The organism is Rhodospirillum centenum SW, from assembly GCF_000016185.1.
Classification (GTDB): domain Bacteria; phylum Pseudomonadota; class Alphaproteobacteria; order Azospirillales; family Azospirillaceae; genus Rhodocista; species Rhodocista centena.
Genome location: NC_011420.2, coordinates 992,005 through 1,009,862, shown reverse-complemented (window position 1 = coordinate 1,009,862; position 17,858 = coordinate 992,005). Strand labels below are relative to the sequence as shown.

Genomic DNA, 17,858 nt, shown 5'->3' with positions numbered 1-17,858 from the left:
GATCCCATGGACAGCACCGCCCCCCCGCCCCCCGATGTCCGCCCCTTCGAGTTCCGCTGGCTGGCACCGGACGGCAGCCGGACCTGCATCGTCTGCTATGCCCGCACCGAATCGGAAGCGGAGGAGAGCGCCCGGCGCGCCGGCTGGCCCGGCCACGACGGCACCCGGCTGGGCCGGTTCCGCGCCTGGCTGAAGCAGGAACTGCGGCGGTAGCGGCTCGACCGCCCTACGGTGCTCCGCGGCCGGGGCGCTTGGTCAGACCGCCCCCGCAGAGTAGCCTCCCACCCCGCAGAGGCGCCGCGCGAGAGCGCCCCTGGGGAGGAGACACGGAATGCTGGACGTCGCCGCCTGGCGCGCCGCCGGGAGCATGGCCGACTGCGCCGGCCACCGCATCTTCCATGTGGACAGTGCGCCGGAGGACACGGACCGCCCGGCGATCCTGCTGATCCACGGCTTTCCCACCTCAAGCTGGGACTGGACGGGCATCTGGCCCGACCTGTCGTGCGACCACCGGCTGGTGGCACCGGACCTGCTGGGCTTCGGCTGGTCCGCCAAGCCGCGCCGGCACGCCTATTCCATGATGGAGCAGGCGGACATCTGCGAGGATCTGGTCCGCCGCCTGGGCCTGCGCCGCTTCCATGTGCTGGCGCACGACTACGGAGACACGGTGGCTCAGGAGATGCTGGCCCGGCAGAACGCCCGCCCGGCGGCGGAGCGCCAATGGCTGTCCGTCTGCTTCCTGAACGGGGGACTGTTCCCGGAGTCGCACCGGGCGCGGACGGTCCAGAAGCTGCTGGCCGGCCCGCTGGGGCCGCTGCTCTCCGCCGTGCTGGGCCGGGACTCCTTCGCCCGCAGCTTCTCCGCCGTGTTCGGGCCGGAGACGAAACCGTCGGCGGCGGAGATCGACGCCTTCTGGTCGCTGATCAGCCACGACGGCGGCCGCATCGTCTTCCACAAGCTGATCGGCTACATGGCCGAGCGCCGCGCCCACCGGGAGCGTTGGCTGGACGCGCTGCGTGAGGCCTGCTGCCCGGTGCAGCTCATCAACGGCTCGGCCGACCCGGTGTCCGGCGCCCACATGGTGGCCCGCTACCGCGAGCTGGTGCGCGCCGACGCCCCCATCACCGAACTGTCCCGCATCGGGCACTACCCGCAGGTGGAAGCGCCGGCCGCGGTGGTCGCCGCCTACCGCGCCTTCCTGGCGGGGATCGCCGCCGAGCGGCGGGGCCCGCCGCCCTGACGCGGGCCCCGGCGACGGATGCCGATGCCCGTCATCCCGCCGCCAGGATCGCCCCCGGCGTCAGGACCAGGGACAGCAGCACCAGACCCAGGGCCGGATAGGCCCACACGCCCATGCCGCGCCAGGCCCGGACCCAGCCCTTGGCGCTCGGGGCCGGGTTCCCGCGGGCACCATGCAGGCGCAGGCTGTAGATCATCACGCCGGTGACCGACAGCGCGGTCAGGGCCAGTCCGGCGACGAACCAGATGATCTTGGTGGCGAAGCCGCCCAGCGTGCCGAAATGGAGCGGGTCAGCCATTTCGGAGATGCGCTGGTGAAGGGACAGGTCCTCCCCCTTCGTCACCAGCCGCACCGTGCCGCCGGCCGGGTCCAGCCAGACAGCGTTGGCGCGGTCGCGCACCAGCCAGGCATCGGCCTGCCCCATCAGCACCAGCCCCCGGTCGCCCTTGGGCGTGGGAAAGCGGATTTCGCGGATCTCCAGCCCCGGAAAGGCTGCCAGCCCCGCCGCCACCAGCCGGTCAAGGGCCGCCCCGTCGATGGCAGGAGACGGGGTGGCCAGCACCGGGGGATGCGGCTGGTCCGGCGCGTCGCCGCCCAGCGATTCCACCAGATACCAGAGGCCGGTCACGGCGATCAGGGCGGTGAACCACAGGCTCCACAGCCCCGCCAGCCGGTGCAGGTCGCCGGCCAGCCGCCGCCCGTCCCCACCGCGCGGACGCCTGAAGAAACCGCGCCACCATTTCTTGTAGGTGACGATGCCGCTGACCAGCGATGCGACCAGCAGCAGGGCCAGGGTGCAGACGATGGGGACGCCGATCTTCACCGGCAGCATCAGGTGCCGGTGCGTCTCCCGCAGGAAGCGGTGGATGTTGTACCAGGGGGCGGTGCCGGTGACCGCCCCCGTACCGGGGTCCAGATGCACCCGCACCATGCGCGGCCCGCCCGCGTCCATCCAGGCTTCGGCGGCGAAGCCGGGATGGATCGGGGCGTAGAGACTGGCCAACCGGGCGCCCGGCACGGCCCGGAGGGCGCCGTCGGCCAGCTGGCCCCAGCTTGCCGGTGCCGCATCGTGCGGCATCACCCGCATCGACGGCGTCACCAGCCAGTCCAGCTCATGCGCGAACACGGCCAGCGTGCCGGTGGCCAGGATGAAGCCCATGAACAGGCTGAGCTTCAACCCCGCCCAGGCATGGACGGACCACCAGAAGGATCGGCCCTTGGCTGCCATCAGAACTGCTTGCGCAGCTCGATGAACCAGGTGCGCGGCTCACCGGGGAAGTGGCCGTTATGCACGGTGAAGCCCGAGGCAGCATATTCCTTGTCGAAGATGTTCTTCACCCGGAACATGGCCTCGGCAAACCCCAGATCGGTGATGATGGAGGCATCGAAGATCGTATAGGGCTTCACCGTCTGGCCCGACAGGCTGAGCCGACGGGAAACGTATTCACCGCCGAACGCGAAGGCGGTGTTGATCTCCTGCACCTGATAGCGGGTCCAGAAACCGACCTTGTTGCGCGGCGCGTTGGCGAAGCGGTCGCCGACCGCGTTGGTCAGGCTCTGACCCGGCACGCTGCCGGTGATCCTGGTGTCGTTGTAGCCGTAGTTGGCGGTGAACACCCAGTCGGGGGTGATGTCGGTGGACAGGTCCAGTTCGAAGCCCTTGGACGTCACCTCCCCGATGGGGGCGAGCGGGTTGACGCCATTGACCGGGGGTCTGGTCGTGTCGGTCTGGAGCATGTTCTCCCGCACGATGCGGTAGACGGCGGCGTTGGCCTGGATGCGACCGCCCAGCAGGGCCGTCTTCACGCCCGCTTCCACCTGCTCGCCGGTGACCGGGTCGAACGGCCCGCCGGCGCTCCCGTCCTGGTTGGCCACCGACTGCGGTTCGAAGCTGGTGGACCAGCTCGCATAGACCGAGACATCCTCCACGGGCTTGTAGATCAGCCCGGCCCGCCAGGAATAATCCCCGTCGGCATAATCGGTGTCGTTGACCCGGTTCGTATCCGTGAAGTGGTCATAGCGCAGGCCGGCCACCACGTCCCACTGCTCGGTCAGGCTGATCTGGTCCTGGAGATAGACGCCCTCGCGCTCCGCGCGGGTGTCGGTGCGGGTATAGGGGCGGGTGGCGAAGTAGCTGGCGTAATCGGCTGCCGAAGTCAGGCCGTAGACGCGGTTGGTCAGGCTGGCATCGGGAACGGGTCCCCTGGAGGCCCGGGTCGGGGCGATGCGGCTCAGCAGCAGCGAATCCTCCCGATACCAGTCGGCACCGAACAGAATCCTGTGGCGGATGCTGCCCGTCTCGGCATCGCCGATCAGATTGGCGGCCAGGGCCAGCGCATCGCCTTCCCGGCGCTGGTCTCGGAATTCCCGCCGCACCATGTCCAGCACGCCATCGCCGTCGCTGTCATAGGTGCCGCGCGGTTCATGGTAGTTCTGCTGCTCCTTGGACTTGAACCAGCGGATGCCGGCATCCAGGCGGATGCGATCGGTGAGGCGGGCATCCAGCTTGGCCTGCAACACGTTGGAGGTCAGCTTGGAGAAATCCGTCGGTTCGTTATGGTTCCACCGGATCGATCCCAGATAGACGCCGTCGTCGCTGGCCGGGATACCGCGCAGGCGGTTGGCCGGCAGCGCCTGATCGAACCGGATGGCCTGGAGGGTCAGCTTCACATCGTCCGTCACCTTGATGCCCAGGCTGGCGTCGCCCACCTTGGTGTCGCTGCCGGCGCCGGTGCGGAAACTGTCCATCTTCTCGTAGAAGGCGCCGACGCGGTAGGTGAAGCGACCCTCCGCATCCGCCGGCCCGGAGAGCTGGGCCGATCCGCCGATACGGTCGAAATTGCCCAAGGTCAGGCGGACATCGCCCTGGAAGTCCTCCGTCGGCCCCTTGGTGACGTAGTTTATGGTGCCGCCGGGCGCCGCCGGGCCGTAGAGCATGCCGGCCGGTCCCTTCAGCACTTCCACCCGTTCGATGTTGAAGAGCTGCGGCACCGCGAAGCCGATGAACGGGTCACCGCGCATACCGTCATAGTAGTTCTGCTCCTGCCGGAAGCCCCGGAAGGTGACGCCGCCATAGGTGAAATAGCTGACACCGGAGATGTTGCGGTAAAGGTCGATGACGTTGCGCGCGCCAAGATCGCTGATCAGCTCCTGGTTGATGACCTGCACCGCCTGGGGAATGTCCAGCACATTGGCCGGCATCTTGCCGATGCTGGTCTCCTCCACCCGGTAGAGCCGCTGGGCGCGCCCGGTGATGATGATCTCTTCCACCGGGCCGGCATCGGCGGCCTCTTGCGCCTGGGCCGGGGTCAGGAGCATCAGGGCCGGCACCAGGGCGGCGCCGGCCATCCGCAAGGCTGAACGCATGTCTCTGTTCCCACTCTCTTTTATGTTTGCTCTTCCGCAGCGGTCTAACGGCAGACAATATTGCGAGTCAATATCAATTGCATACCAGTGCAGGAACCCAGGAGGGCGCTCCCGGTGAGGGCAACGGTGGGATGCGCTGTCGGATCAGGGCCGGAAACGACAAAGGCCCGCCACGGCGTGCGCGGCGGGCCTTCGGGAATTGGTAGCACCGGGGTGCAACAGCCGATGCAGCGCAACGGTGCCGGTCGTGTGCTGAACGGGCCCGCCCTCAACGCCGTGGGCCGGCTTCCCGCGCCGGAGTCGGGTAGCGCTGCCGCAACAGATCCCGGGATCTCGACCAGGGCGACCAGCTGCGCCTTCTCCGCGGAGGGGTGCCGGCTGAGATGGTGTCATGGCGGTGGCAGAGAGCCGCCTGGGCGTCAGCCGGCGCTAAGTCCACGTCACGGACCATCGCCACCCGATACGACCGGCTGGCCGTCAACTTCCTCGCTGCGGTCCAGATCGCCGCCATCGACAGCTACTGGTTATGAGTACGGACCCGAGGAGACCGCCTGCACAGTCAGGGCAGCATGTTCGGCCCGCAGGCTGTTGATCACGCTGGCCCAGTCCCCCAGCGCCGACTGGCGATGGATGCGGTGGTTGGGGTACCAGGGTGATCCTGTGGTGCCGATCTCCCACCGCCAGTCCACCGAATGGGCCAGCAGCAGCGACACCGGCTTGCCCATGGAACCGGCCAGATGGGCCACACCGGTATCCACCGCCACCACATGATCCAGGTTGGCAATCACGGCGGCGGTGTCGAGAAAATCCTGCAACTGCCCACTCATGTCATGCAGCCGGCCGCGGAAGGCCAGCGCATCCCCCGCCCGGTCGCCCACCTGTAGCGAAATCCACTGCGCATCGGGAATGGCATCCATTACCGAGCCCAGCAGGGCCAGCGGCAGCGACCGGCGGGCATCCTCGGAATGCTGCGGCCGGCCGGCCCAGACCACGCCGATGCGTCGTTTGCCGGGCTGGGCCGGCGGCAGCAGCGTATCGCCGCGCGCAATCTCTTCCGCCGGCAGTTGCAGCCAGCCGGGCAGCAGCGGCAGGTCGGGCACGCGCAGGGACAGGAAATGCGGCAGGCTCAACAGGGGGATATGGTAATCAAAGCTCTCCTCCACCCCGAACCGGTGCGGATGGTCGGGACGCGAAATCACCCGCAGACCCGGCCGGTCCAGTACGGCAGAAAGCATCCGCACCAGCGGGGCCGAGACTTCCAGCACCACATCATCCGGGCCGTAGCGGTCGGCCAGGATCTGCGCCAGGGGTGTGAATTGCAGGATATCGCCGAAGCCCTGTTCCCCCCAGACATAGATGCGCTTGCCGGTCAGTTCCTCCCCCCGCCATTGCGGGGCGCCCAGCATACGGCGCGGTTCGGGGAACTGGTCCCAGACCCAGCGCCATTCGTAATCGGCCCAGCCCTGGGCATAGTCGCCCCGCGCCAGACAGGACAGCGCATGGTTCCAGCGGGCCAGCGCATTGCCGGGCGCCAGTTTCAAGGCCACGGTCAGCGAGGCGGCAGTGGCATCAATGAAACCGGCCGTGCGCAGCGCCTTGTCCAGCGTCTGCAACACCTCCTCCAGCCGTTCCAGCCGCCCCTCCGGCAAGCCGTCGGGCAGCACGGCCAAGGCGGCGGTCAGTTCCGGCAGCCGGTCGCCGATATCGGCCAGCAGCCGTTCCCCCAGTTCCCGCGCCTCGGGCAGGAAGCGGCCGAACAGGATGACACCGATCATCAGCGGCACCACCGCTTCGCGCGAGCGGTTGGTCCAGGCCATGCCGGTGCCCATGTTGACCCAGGCCGAGTAATTCAGCGGCGAGAGCTGCAGGATGCGGCGATAGAGCGGGATGGCATCATCATGCTTGCCCTGGGTCTGTAGCATCACCGCCAGATTGACCATGGTGGCCACGGCGCGCGGCAGATCGCCCATCCGTTCGAACACGGTGCCCAGCGAGCAATAATAAAGCGGCTCGGCAGGCTCCAGCTTCATGGCATGTTCGAACAGGCCGGCGGCGCGACCATTATCGCCCTGGAATGCGGCGATCACGCCCAACTGGTGCAGGGCGGGCGCCGTCAGTTCCGGCCGTTCGGCCAGTTGCAGGAAGACACTGCGCGCCTGATCCAACTGCCCGGTCGATTGCAGGTGCAGCCCCTGGGCAAAGGCGGGCACGCGGCGAGCGATCTCCATCAACACCGCCCCGCTCCGTTCCACGATGGGGATGGACAGGTCGGTGTTATTGCTGGCGCTCATCGCTTTCTTTGCCATCGCTATCTTTGCCTTTGATGGGATTCGACGTCATCTGGATCTGGCTATAGATATCCTCGCCACCGTCACCGCCACCGACAAGGATGGGCAGGGCCTCGCCATTCGCGCTTCCCCCCCCGGTCGTGCCGGATGCCGTGCCGGTTTCAGCGGTTGTTGCCGATGCCCCACCTCCATTGCCCCCCCCGTTTTCCGTCGCGGTTCCGCTGGAAGAAGACGAGGAGGAGCCGGTGGTAGACGACGCGGTGCTGCTGCTGGCGGACGAGGTGGCAGCGGGGGTGCCCGCAGTTGACGCAGTTGACACAGTGGCGGGGGTGCTGGTTGCCGCAATCGTCACGGCGGGCGTCACCACAGCGGCCACCACGATGCGCTGCACCACGCCGGTGGTCAGGGGGGAAGCGGCCGGCGTGACCGTCAGCTGGCCGTCCTGGTAACGGATGGTGTAGTTGCCCAGGCCGGTGCCGGCGGCATTGCTGGCGACAATCGCATAGGTGCCCGCCACGGCGCTGGCCGGCGTGCCGGGGCTGGACAGCGTTACCGACGACACGGCATCGCCATTCACCAACCCGGCGGCGCTGAAGGCGGTCAGCGACAGGTCGGAACCGGCCACCTTGCTGGCATTGCCGGCGCTGATGGTCAGCGCCGCCGGGTTCACCACCAGCGTACCGTCGACATAGGTGATGGCATAGTTCGACAGGCCCGTGCCCGTCGCACCCGACGCGGTGACAGCATAGCTGCCGACCGTCGCCGCCGTACCGGTGCCAGCGCTGGAAAGTGCCACGCCGCCGATACTGTCCCCGTTCACCAGCCCGGCTGCGCTGAAGCCGGTCAGCCCTATGTCGGTGCCATAGGTCTTGGCCGCGTTGCCGGCCGTGATGGTCAGCGCCGCCGGGTTCACGCCCAGCGTACCGTCGACATAGGTGATGGCATAGTTCGACAGGCCCGTGCCCGTGGCACCACTGGCGCTGACGCCATAGGAACCGACGGCCGCCTGGGCGTCGGCGCCCAGGCTGGACAGGGTGACGGCGCCGACACTGTCCCCGTTCACCAGACCGGCCACGCTGAACCCCGTCAGGGTGGCGGCACTACCATAGGTCTTGGTCCCGCTGCCGCCGGTGATGGTCAGGGGCGCCGGCGTCACCGTCAGCGTACCGCCGACATAGGCGATGGCATAGTTGTCCAGCCCCGAACCGGAGACATTGCTGGCATTGATGGCATAGCTGCCGACGGCGGCCGTCCCCGCCAGACCATCGCTGGACAGGGTCACGGTGCTGACATTGTCGCCGTCCAGCAGGCCGGAAATGGTGAAGCCCGACAGGCTGCCGATGCTGCCATAGATCTTGGCCACATCCGTGGCCTTCACGGTCAGGATGGCCTTGCCCACCGTCAGGGTGCCGGCGGCATAGGTGATGGAATAGTTGGAAAGCCCGATGCCGGTGGCGCCGGTGGCCTGGATGGCATAATGGCCGATGCTGGCATTGGCGGGACTGCCATCACTGGCAAGGATCACGGCGCTGATGCTGTCGCCATTGACCAGGCCATTGGCGCTGTAGCCTGTCAGACTGATGGTACTGCCATAGCTCTTGACGGCATCGCTGGCGGTGATGATCAAGGCCGCCGGGTTTACCACCAGGGTGCCGCTGGCGTAGGTGACGGAGTAGTTCGACAGGCCTGTGCCCGTGGCATTGCTGCCGACGATGTCATAGCTGCCGACGGTGGCCGCCGTGTCTGCCCCGCCGCTGGTCAGGGTTACGGCCGTGACCGTATCGCCATTGACCAGACCGGAACTGGTGAAGCCGGTCAGGCCGGCGCTGGTGCCATAGGTCTTGGTGGCCCCGCTGGGCGTGATGGTCAGGGCCGCCGGGTTTACCACCAGGGTCCCGTTGGCGTAGGTGATGGAATAGTTCGACAGGCCCGAGCCCGTGGCATTGCTGCCGACGATGCTGTAGCTGCCGACGTTGGCCGCCGTGTCTGCCCCGCCGCTGGTCAGGGTTACGGCCGTAACCGTATCGCCATTGATCAGACCGGAACTGGTGAAGCCGGTCAGGCCGGCGCTGGTGCCATAGGTCTTGGTGGCCCCGCTGGGCGTGATGGTCAGGGCCGCCGGGTTTACCACCAGGGTCCCGTTGGCGTAGGTGATGGAATAGTTCGACAGGCCCGTGCCTGTAGCGCCCGACCCGCTGATCGTATAGCTGCCGGCATTGGCGGCCGTGCCAGCCCCCGTGCTGGTCAGCGACACGGCGCTGATACTGTCACCATTGATCAGGCCGTTGCTGGTGAAACCCGTCAGATTGATCGAATTGCCGTAAGTCTTGGTGGCGCCGCTGGCCGTCACCGTCAGGCTCGCCGGGGCCACCACCAGGGTGCCGCTGGCGTAGGTGATGGAGTAGTTCGACAGGCCCGTGCCCGTGGCCCCGGATGCGCTGATCGTATAGCTGCCGACGGTGGCCGCCGTGTCTGCCCCGCCGCTGGTCAGGGTTACGGCCGTGACCGTATCGCCATTGACCAGACCGGAACTGGTGAAGCCGGTCAGGCCGGCGCTGGTGCCATAGGTCTTGGTGGTCCCGCTGGGCGTGATGGTCAGGGCCGCCGGGTCCACCACCAGGGTCCCGTTGGCGTAGGTGATGGAATAGTTCGACAGGCCCGAGCCCGTGGCATTGCTGCCGACGATGTCGTAGCTGCCGACGGTGGCCGCCGTGTCTGCCCCGCCGCTGGTCAGGCTTACGGCCGTGACCGTATCGCCATTGACCAGACCGGAACTGGTGAAGCCGGTCAGGCCGGCGCTGGTGCCATAGGTCTTGGTGGTCCCGCTGGCCGTGATGGTCAGGCTCGCCGGGTCCACCACCAGGGTCCCGTTGGCGTAGGTGATGGAATAGTTCGACAGGCCCGTGCCTGTAGCGCCCGACCCGCTGATCGTATAGCTGCCGACGGTGGCGGTGGTGCCAGCCCCCGTGCTGGTCAGCGACACGGCGCTGATACTGTCGCCATTGATCAGGCCGTTGCTGGTGAAACCCGTCAGATTGATCGAATTGCCGTAAGTCTTGGTGGCCCCGCTGGCCGTGATGGTCAGGCTCGCCGGGTCCACCACCAGGGTGCCGTTGGCGTAGGTGATGGAGTAGTTCGACAGGCCCGTGCCCGTGGCCCCGGATGCGCTGATCGTATAGCTTCCGGCATTGGCCGCCGTGCCCGTGCCGCCGCTGGCCAGCAGCGTCACCCCCGTCAGCGTGTCGCCATTCACCAGCCCGCTGCTGGTATAGCCGGTGACGCTGACGGCATTGCCATAGGTCTTGGTGACATTGCTGGCCGTGATGGTCAGCGCCGCAGGATCCACCACCAGCGCGCCGTTCACATAGGTGATGGAATAGTTGGAAAGCCCCGTTCCCGTGGCGCCCGATGCGCTGATCGTATAGGTCCCCGGGGCAGCCCCGGCACTGGTGCCGCCGCTGGGCAGCAATGTGACGGTATCGATGCTGTCCCCCGTCACCAGCCCGGACGTGGTGTAGCCGGTGACGTTGACCGCGTTGCCATAGGTTTTGGTCACACCGCTGGCCGAGATGGTCAACGCGGCAGGGGCGATGGTCAGCGTGCCATTATAGGCGAACTGATAGAGCCCACCGGAATAGCTTGCACCGCTGCCGCCGATGATCGCGGTACCGACCGAGGCACTGGCCGCAGCCGGCGCCCAGGTCAGCCCCGCTGTGGACAGGCCGCTGGTGATGCTGTGGCCGTTCTGGTCTACGGCACTGACGATACTGACGGAAGCCGCCGTCTGACCATAGGTGCCGGTACCGGACCCGGTGAGGGTGATATAGGGCAGCGCCTTCAGCACCGGATAGGGATAGCCCTGCACCCACACATCGCTGCTGAACACCGACTGCGCCAGCGGGCCGTTGCTGAACCATTCAGCCGTGGAAAGCCCGGCGACAGTGCCAGACGTCGAGATGCCGGTAGAGCCCACCGTCAGGCCGGATTTGGTCACATCCCAGAAACTGTCGGTGATAATGGCGGTACCGGACCCCGATCCGACCAGCCCGCTCACACCGCTCGACCCCGCCCCTACACTGATGCTGTTGGCGGCATAGGACCCGGAAATGGTGCTGTTCGTGTTAAAGCCGACAAGCCCGCCAATGGAGTCGGCACTGGTTCCGATCGACAGATCAACGGTGCTGTAGGCATTGTTGATGAGCCCACCGGCAACATGCGTTCCAACCAACCCGCCGATCCGAAACGACCCGTCACCGCTGGTGATGGAGCCTGTGGCATAGCCACCGTAAATGGACCCTACGGAATTCTGACCAACCAGCCCGCCAATAAACTGGCCTCTGCCACTGACCTGCACCGTTACATGGGCGGCGCTGTTGTTGATCCGGCCAGTATTCAGGCCGATCAGTCCACCGGAACTGACAGCCGTCCCGGCCAGATCAAGGGCGCCGGAAACAAAGACATTGTTGACGGTGCCTTGGTTCTGCCCGGCGAACAGGCCGACCTGGGACACCCCGGTCGAGGTGGTGACGCGGGCATTGCTGAGGGTCAGGTTGCTGACCTGTCCACCGGGGCCGATAAGAGAGAACAACCCCAGATTATTGGATGCGCCATTGCTGATGGTCATGCCGGAAACGACATAACCGCCGCCGTTCACTATGCCGGTGAAAGCGGTTGGAGAGAGGTTGCTGCCGGCGGTGTTGAACCCGATCGGCACCCAACCCATGGAGGACCATAGGCTGCCCGTCCGGGTCAGCTCGTTCATGGTTATGTTGGCGACAATATCGTACTGGGCACTTGGGTCCAGACTGATCAGTTGCAACTGGTGGGCATTGCTGATGGTCTTGGAATATTCCATCCGCAGGAACGGCCGCGTATAGCCATCGACCATGTACCAGGGACCGATCAGATCCAGCCCGGTATAGGTGGAACTGGCATAGGCTGCCGTGCCGCTGACATCGGTGGTGGTGGCGGTGCCGCTGCCCAGGGCGACAGTCTGGCTGCTGCTGTTGCTGTCCCAATAGGCGGAAAGGATGGAGCCGCCAGTATGCTCCCCCACCAGCCCGCCAACGGATGTTCCGCCCGCCCCGACCGTGACCGGACCACTGGCATAGACGGCGGAAATCCAGCCCGCATTATAACCGGCCAGCCCGCCGATGGCGTGGCTGGCACCGGTGCCCACCGTGACGGCGACGGTGGAATAGGCGTTGGTGATGCTGCCACTGTTGGCCCCGATCAGGCCGCCGACATTTTCCCAGCCATCCCCGACCGTCAGCACACCCGTCGCATAGACATTGCTGACGGCGCCGGCATTGATGCCGGCCAGGACGCCGATGGCGGTCCCGCCGCTGCCCATGTTGGTCACGGTGGCATTGTAGACGCCGAGGTTCTGCACCACGGCGCCACTGCCGATCTGCGCGAACAGGCCGCCGGCAGGATTGCTCAGCGTGTCGATGCGAGAGGAGAGGTTGTTGATGGCATAACCCTGGCCGTTGAACGTGCCGGTGAAGGCGCTGCTCACCGAGGCAGAGGTGGCACCGATGGGCACGAAGCCACTGGCCGTTTTCCAGATGCCCGACGCGCTGGACAACTCCGCCATGTCGATGTTGCCGCCCAGCACATAGGTCCCGGAAAGATCCAGCGTGACCAGTTGCAGTTGGTGGGCATTGCCGATGGTGGTGCTGTGTTCGGCGCGTAGGATGGGCCGGGTAAGGCCCTCCAGCAGGTACCAGTTGCTGCTGAAATCAAAACTGGCATAGGTGGCGCTGCTGTACGCAGCGCCGTTGGTGAAACCGGTGACGTTCGTCGTGCTGCCGCTGTCGGCCCCCACCCCCACCGTCTGGCCCGTAGTGGTGCGGTCCCAATAGGCGCCGGAGATGACGCCGCTGCTCGCACCTGCCAGACCGCCGACATTGGTGGAGCCGCCCCCGGCCACCACGCTGCCGGTGGCATAGGCATTGGCAATCGTGCCGAGATTGTTGCCGGCAAAACCGGCCACATTGGTGCCGGAGCCGGTAACCGACACCGCCCCCAAGGCATAGGCATTGGCAATCGTGCCGGCATTACGACCGACCAGCCCGCCGATATCCTGCGCCCCGCTGCCAGCCCGCACTGTGGCGCTGGCATAGGAATTGGTGACAATCCCATCATTACGGCCCGACAGCCCGCCAACCATCTGGGCCGCTGATCCGGCGCTGACTGTGCCGGTGGCATAAGAGCTGTCAATGGTGCCCGTGTTCAAGCCGACCATACCACCGGCATAGCCGGCGCTGCCCAGGGCCGTGACACCGCCGTTGGTCGCCACCGCACTGACACGGCCCTGGTTCAGCCCGGCCAGCAGACCCAGAAAATCTCCCCCGCCGGTAACGGACCCGCCCGTCAGGGTGAGGTTGGCAACCGAACCGGTGGAGCCGATGGTGCTGAACAGGCCCAGGCTGCCCGACGATGTGCTGCTGAGGGTCAGGCCACTGATGGTATGGCCCCGGCCATCCAGCGTGCCCGAAAGGGCGAGGGGCACATATCCGCTGGCCCACAGGCTCGATGGGCCGGTCAATCCTGCCAATGTGATGTTGGCACCCAGCACATAATTGCCGCCGGGGTTGAAGCCGATCATCTGCAACTGGTGGGCATTGATGATCGTGCTCTGGTTTTCCGCCTGCAGGAACGGCCTGGTGGAGCCGTCGATCATGTACCAGGTATTGGTGAAATCCAGATTGCCGTAGCTGGCCACGGCATAGGCACCCGCCCCACTGATCCCCGCCGCGCTATAGGAACCACCCGTGCTGGTGCCATACCCCACCGACCGGCCGCTGACACCGACATCCCAATAGGCGCTGCTCACCGTACCAGCCAGCATCCTGCCGATGGCACCGCCGGCTGAAACCGTTGACGGCACGTTGATCGCAACGCTGGACCATGCCTGGAGAAGGGTGGACGGGAAGCTGCCGCTGACGGTGTGGTTCCCCACCAGCCCGCCAACACCGTTGCCAGTGATGGTCCCGGCAGAGGAGGCGGTGATCGTCCCGTTGGCATAGGCACCGGAAATCAGGCCGCCATTGCTGCGCCCGACCAGACCGCCAATGTCAGTGGCGACCGACCCGATGGAAATGGTCCCGGAGGCATAGCTGCCCAGGACCGACGACATGGTGAGATTGAAGGCCTCTATCGAACCGACGAGTCCACCAACATAGGTGGACGTTCTGCCCATCAGAACATTGCCGGTGGCATAACTGCTGCTGACAACAGCGTTCTGCATCAACCCGACCAGACCGCCGACATAAATCCCAGCCGTGCCGACAGCACTGGAATTGCCCAAGGTGAGGTTGCCGGTGGCATGGCTGGCGACAACGCGGGCTGATGTCGCCCCGCTGGTCGGTTGCGCCAGCAGGCCGACCAGACCGCCGATATACTGGTTGTTGGTCCCACCGAGGCTGATATTGCCGGTGGCATAGGTGTTGCTGATCAGGCCCGTGCTGTACCCGACCAGACCACCGATGCGCTGGCTGGCCGAGCCCAGCGTTATGTTGCCGGTGGCATAGCTGTCACTGACCGTACCGGAATTATTGAGGCCGACCAGACCGCCGACATATTGCACACCGCTGCCACTGCCATTGATATTGCCGGTGGCATAGGAATTGACCAGAGACAGATTTATTGAATCGCCAACCAGGACGCCGACGCGCTGAGTTTGGTTACCGACACTGATGTTGCCGGTGGCAAAACTGTCACTGATACGGGATGTCCCCGTCGTGAAACCCGCCAGCCCGCCAAGGGCCGTCACCTGGGTGCCGGCCGTAATGTTGACCCCGGTGCTGCTGTTGAGAATGGTGCCTCCCACCAGGCCACCGATCAGACCGCCGACGGTTGAGGCTCTCGTCGCGTTGATCGTTCCGCTGGCAGTAACATTGGAGACAGTACCGGAGGACTTGCCGGCCAACAGGCCCCAGCCATTGGTGACCGTTCCCGGAAAGCCGGTGATCATTCGGCCGTTGCTCAGCGTCAGATTGGCCACAGACCCGGTGCTGCCGATGCTGGAGAACAGGCCGACATTGTTATAGCCGACGGGATTCAGAGTCAGATTGGAGATGGTGAACCCGCGGCCATCCAGGGAGCCGGTGAAGACGGCGGGACTGTTATTGACCGAGACAGTGGAGAAACCGATCGGCGTGAAGCCAGCGGTCGACCACATGTCGCTCTGCAATGTTACCCGGCCGAGATCGATATTGGCGCCCAGCAGATAGTCTGCCGTGACATCCATGCTCACCAATTGCAGCTGATGGGCATTGGTGATGATGGTGGAATATTCGCTGCGCAGGAATGGCCGGGTGCGGCCATCGACCATGAACCAGTCCGTGGTGAAGTCGAAGCCGGCATAGGTCGCGGAAAGCGTGGTATTGGCTCCGATCGGGGTTGCCGCGTCGGTGCCGCCATTGACGGTCCCGACATCCACCGACAGGCCGGATGTCGCCGTATCATAGAAACTGGCGGCGATTGAGGACGTATTCTCCCCGATGAAACCCCCGATCGCCGTGCCCGACGTGGAAATGACGGTCCCCGTGGCGTAAGCGCCACTGATGGCGCCGCCACTGTAGCCAACCAGCCCGCCAACCGCGGTCGCACCATTGCCGACGGAAACGGTGCCCAACGCATAGGCGGCGCTGATGGCACCGCCCTCACCCACAAGGCCGCCCACACGGGACACCGAATTCCCGGCCAGCACCCCGCCGTCGGCATAGCTCTGGGTAATCAGGGTGCCGCTGGCGATCTGCTGTCCGACGAGGCCGCCCAGCTTGACACTGCCATCGCCGGCACGGACCGTGCCGCTGGCAGAGCTGCCGGAAACGGTGCCGCTGCCCAGCCAGCCGACCAGGCCGCCAACCGCCTCGCCAGCCGAACCGACCGTGACATTGCCGATCGCATGGCTCTTGCCGATGCTGCCACCGTCCGACAGGCTGCCGGCCAGCCCGCCGACCTGCGTCAGGCCGCTGCCGCCGGCGATGGTGACACCGCTCCAGCTGGACAGGATGGTCCCGCCGCTCTGCACGCCCACCAGCCCGCCGACATTGCTCGTGGCAGAGGTGATGGACAGGGTGCCGGTGGCATAGCTGTTGAAAATGGTGCCGCTGCTCTGCCCGGCCAGAAGACCGATGTCGGAGACCGCCGTTCCATTGGCCGATGCGCCGGCCGTGACCCTGGCACCGACGATCCCCAGATTGGCGATGGACCCGGTACTGCCGATGGTGCTGAACAGGCCGGCATTGCTGACCCCGATCAGATCGGTGGTCAGACCGCTGACCGTATGGCCCAGCCCTTCCAGGGTGCCGTTGAAAGCGAACGGCATCCCGAGATCGCTGTAGCCCAAGGTCACATTGCGACCCAGGGCATAGGTCCCCGACGCACCCATGCTGGTGAGCTGCGCGCCGGACGTAACCATCGTATAGCTGGTACCGTTGATGTTCAGCCCGGTGCTGAGATCAACGGCGGCATTGGCGGCAAACCGCCCCCCCGTCCCGCCATTATTGGTGAGGATGGAGAGGCTTGTTCCCGAAATGCCTGCATTGACGGTGACACCGCGCCAGGCGTCCAGGGTCAGGGAATTGGCGGAGGTCCAGGTGATGCCGGAATTGACAAAGATATCGCCATTGCCACTGGCATTGGTCGTACCACCTGCCGCAACGCCGGTCACATTCACGGCCGTGTCGGTGGTCTGCAGCGTCACATTGCCCGATGCCAAGGCTGATTGGATGGCCGTGGCATAGGCGGCATTCACCGTCAGGTCATAGGGGTCCAGCAACCAGTTGCCGCCCTTGCCGGCAACAGCACCGACATCCACCTTGATCCCGTCAAACGCCAGTTCATGGCCGGAGGTTTCAACGAACCCGCCATCGCCCCACAGCCTGCCGCCGCGGGCCAGCAGCACGCCATGAACAGCCGTGTCCTGGCTGTTGACGATAACCGTGCCCCCCTTGCCGCTGTCGGTGGCCGAGGCGTCGATCCGGCTCCTGGCATCCATGGTCACGGCGGAGGTCCGGGCATCGCCCGCCAGCACCGTGCCGCCGCCCTTGGCCCCCTTGGCGCTGAACAGCGCCCCCTCCAGGGTGATCGGCCCGCTGGCATCCAGCACCAGCGTCCCGCCCTTGTCGGTCAGGCTGTCGGCCTCGATCACGCCGGTGGCCTTGATGACGCCGGCATTGATCCGGTTCAAGGCCTGGGCCGACAGATAGACCGAGCCGCCGCCCGACTGGATGATGCCGCCGGCCTCGATCTCGGCCCGGACCAGCGAGGCATCCACCTTCAGCGGCACGCCGCCATCGGGACGCAGCGTCACCGTCTCGCCCGCGGCCAGCACGACCGCGCCAAGCTCGGCCCGGATATAGCCCAGATTGGTGATCTGCGGGGCCAGAAGGGCGATGGAGCCGTCCCGGGCGGTGATGCGGCCCAGATTGACGATCGATCCGTCCGAGGCGCCACGGGTGAAGGACAGGGCGCCCTTCTCGAAATCCTCGTCCGCGATGTCCAGGGTGGAGGCGATCAGCCCGCCCACATCCACCGTGCTGCCGCCGCCGAAGACCACCCCGCTGGGATTGACCAGGATCACCGTGCCGGTGGCGCGCAGGGCACCATCGATCATCGACTTTTCGCCACCGCGCACGCGGTTCAGGGTCATCGACCCGGTGCCGGGCTGCTGGAAGGTGACGCTGGCACCGGACCCGATATTGAACTGGTTCCAGGAGATGATGGCCTTGTCCGTCGTCTGGTTGACGGTCATGGCGGTGCCGGTGGTGGCGATGCTGGCCACACCCGATTGCACCTGGCCGCCGGTGGGCAGGGTGCCCGGCGTCTGGCTGGACTGGGCCCAGGCGGCACCGCTCAATGCCTGTACGACGGACAGAACGGCGGTGCAGCCCAGCAGGTGGGCGCGGAAGGCAGAGGCTTTGCTGCGACGGGGCGGGTTGTTCATGGTCATT

At 66.1% G+C, this 17,858-nt stretch carries 6 protein-coding genes and 1 pseudogene; 3 read left to right on the top strand and 4 right to left on the bottom strand.

The window, feature by feature from the left end:
• Positions 1–6: 6 nt before the first annotated feature.
• Both RC1_RS04505 and RC1_RS04500 read left to right on the top strand, forming a co-directional pair.
• A complete protein-coding gene (locus tag RC1_RS04505) occupies positions 7–213 on the top strand; it encodes a hypothetical protein (RefSeq protein ID WP_012566165.1) in 207 nt (68 codons plus the stop codon).
• Between the two features lie 118 nt (positions 214–331).
• Positions 332–1,240 (top strand): alpha/beta fold hydrolase, encoded by a 909-nt coding sequence (locus tag RC1_RS04500; RefSeq protein ID WP_012566164.1) that lies wholly within the window; start codon positions 332–334, stop codon positions 1,238–1,240.
• A gap of 31 nt (positions 1,241–1,271) precedes the next feature.
• On the opposite strand, the gene RC1_RS04495 is transcribed toward RC1_RS04500, so the two are convergent.
• Complete coding sequence (locus RC1_RS04495; protein ID WP_012566163.1) at positions 1,272–2,468, bottom strand: PepSY-associated TM helix domain-containing protein; 1,197 nt, start codon at positions 2,466–2,468, stop codon at positions 1,272–1,274.
• Positions 2,468–4,606: a TonB-dependent siderophore receptor gene (locus RC1_RS04490; RefSeq protein ID WP_012566162.1), complete on the bottom strand. Its 2,139-nt coding sequence runs from the start codon at positions 4,604–4,606 to the stop codon at positions 2,468–2,470. Before RC1_RS04490 ends, RC1_RS04495 begins: the two co-directional genes overlap by 1 nt.
• Before the next feature lie 443 nt (positions 4,607–5,049).
• Here RC1_RS04490 and RC1_RS21370 point away from each other — a divergent pair.
• Positions 5,050–5,136: pseudogene (locus RC1_RS21370) on the top strand (IS5/IS1182 family transposase); the annotation flags it as partial.
• On the opposite strand, the gene RC1_RS04485 reads toward RC1_RS21370, so the two are convergent.
• Positions 5,131–6,897 carry a tetratricopeptide repeat protein gene (locus RC1_RS04485; RefSeq protein WP_148213380.1) on the bottom strand — a complete coding sequence of 589 codons (1,767 nt, stop codon included), beginning with the start codon at positions 6,895–6,897 and terminating at the stop codon, positions 5,131–5,133. The pseudogene RC1_RS21370 and the gene RC1_RS04485 overlap by 6 nt on opposite strands.
• On the bottom strand, positions 6,881–17,857 hold the full coding sequence (locus RC1_RS04480; RefSeq protein ID WP_012566160.1) for an MBG domain-containing protein: 10,977 nt from the start codon (positions 17,855–17,857) through the stop codon (positions 6,881–6,883). The genes RC1_RS04485 and RC1_RS04480 overlap by 17 nt, the downstream gene beginning before the upstream one ends.
• Position 17,858 lies beyond the last annotated feature (1 nt).

Coding starts and splice junctions, on each gene's coding strand:
- RC1_RS04505 (WP_012566165.1), top strand. CDS start 7: ATGGACAGCACCGCCCCCCCGCCCCCCGATGTCCGCCCCTTCGAGTTC.
- RC1_RS04500 (WP_012566164.1), top strand. CDS start 332: ATGCTGGACGTCGCCGCCTGGCGCGCCGCCGGGAGCATGGCCGACTGC.
- RC1_RS04495 (WP_012566163.1), bottom strand. CDS start 2,468: ATGGCAGCCAAGGGCCGATCCTTCTGGTGGTCCGTCCATGCCTGGGCG.
- RC1_RS04490 (WP_012566162.1), bottom strand. CDS start 4,606: ATGCGTTCAGCCTTGCGGATGGCCGGCGCCGCCCTGGTGCCGGCCCTG.
- RC1_RS04485 (WP_148213380.1), bottom strand. CDS start 6,897: ATGAGCGCCAGCAATAACACCGACCTGTCCATCCCCATCGTGGAACGG.
- RC1_RS04480 (WP_012566160.1), bottom strand. CDS start 17,857: ATGACCATGAACAACCCGCCCCGTCGCAGCAAAGCCTCTGCCTTCCGC.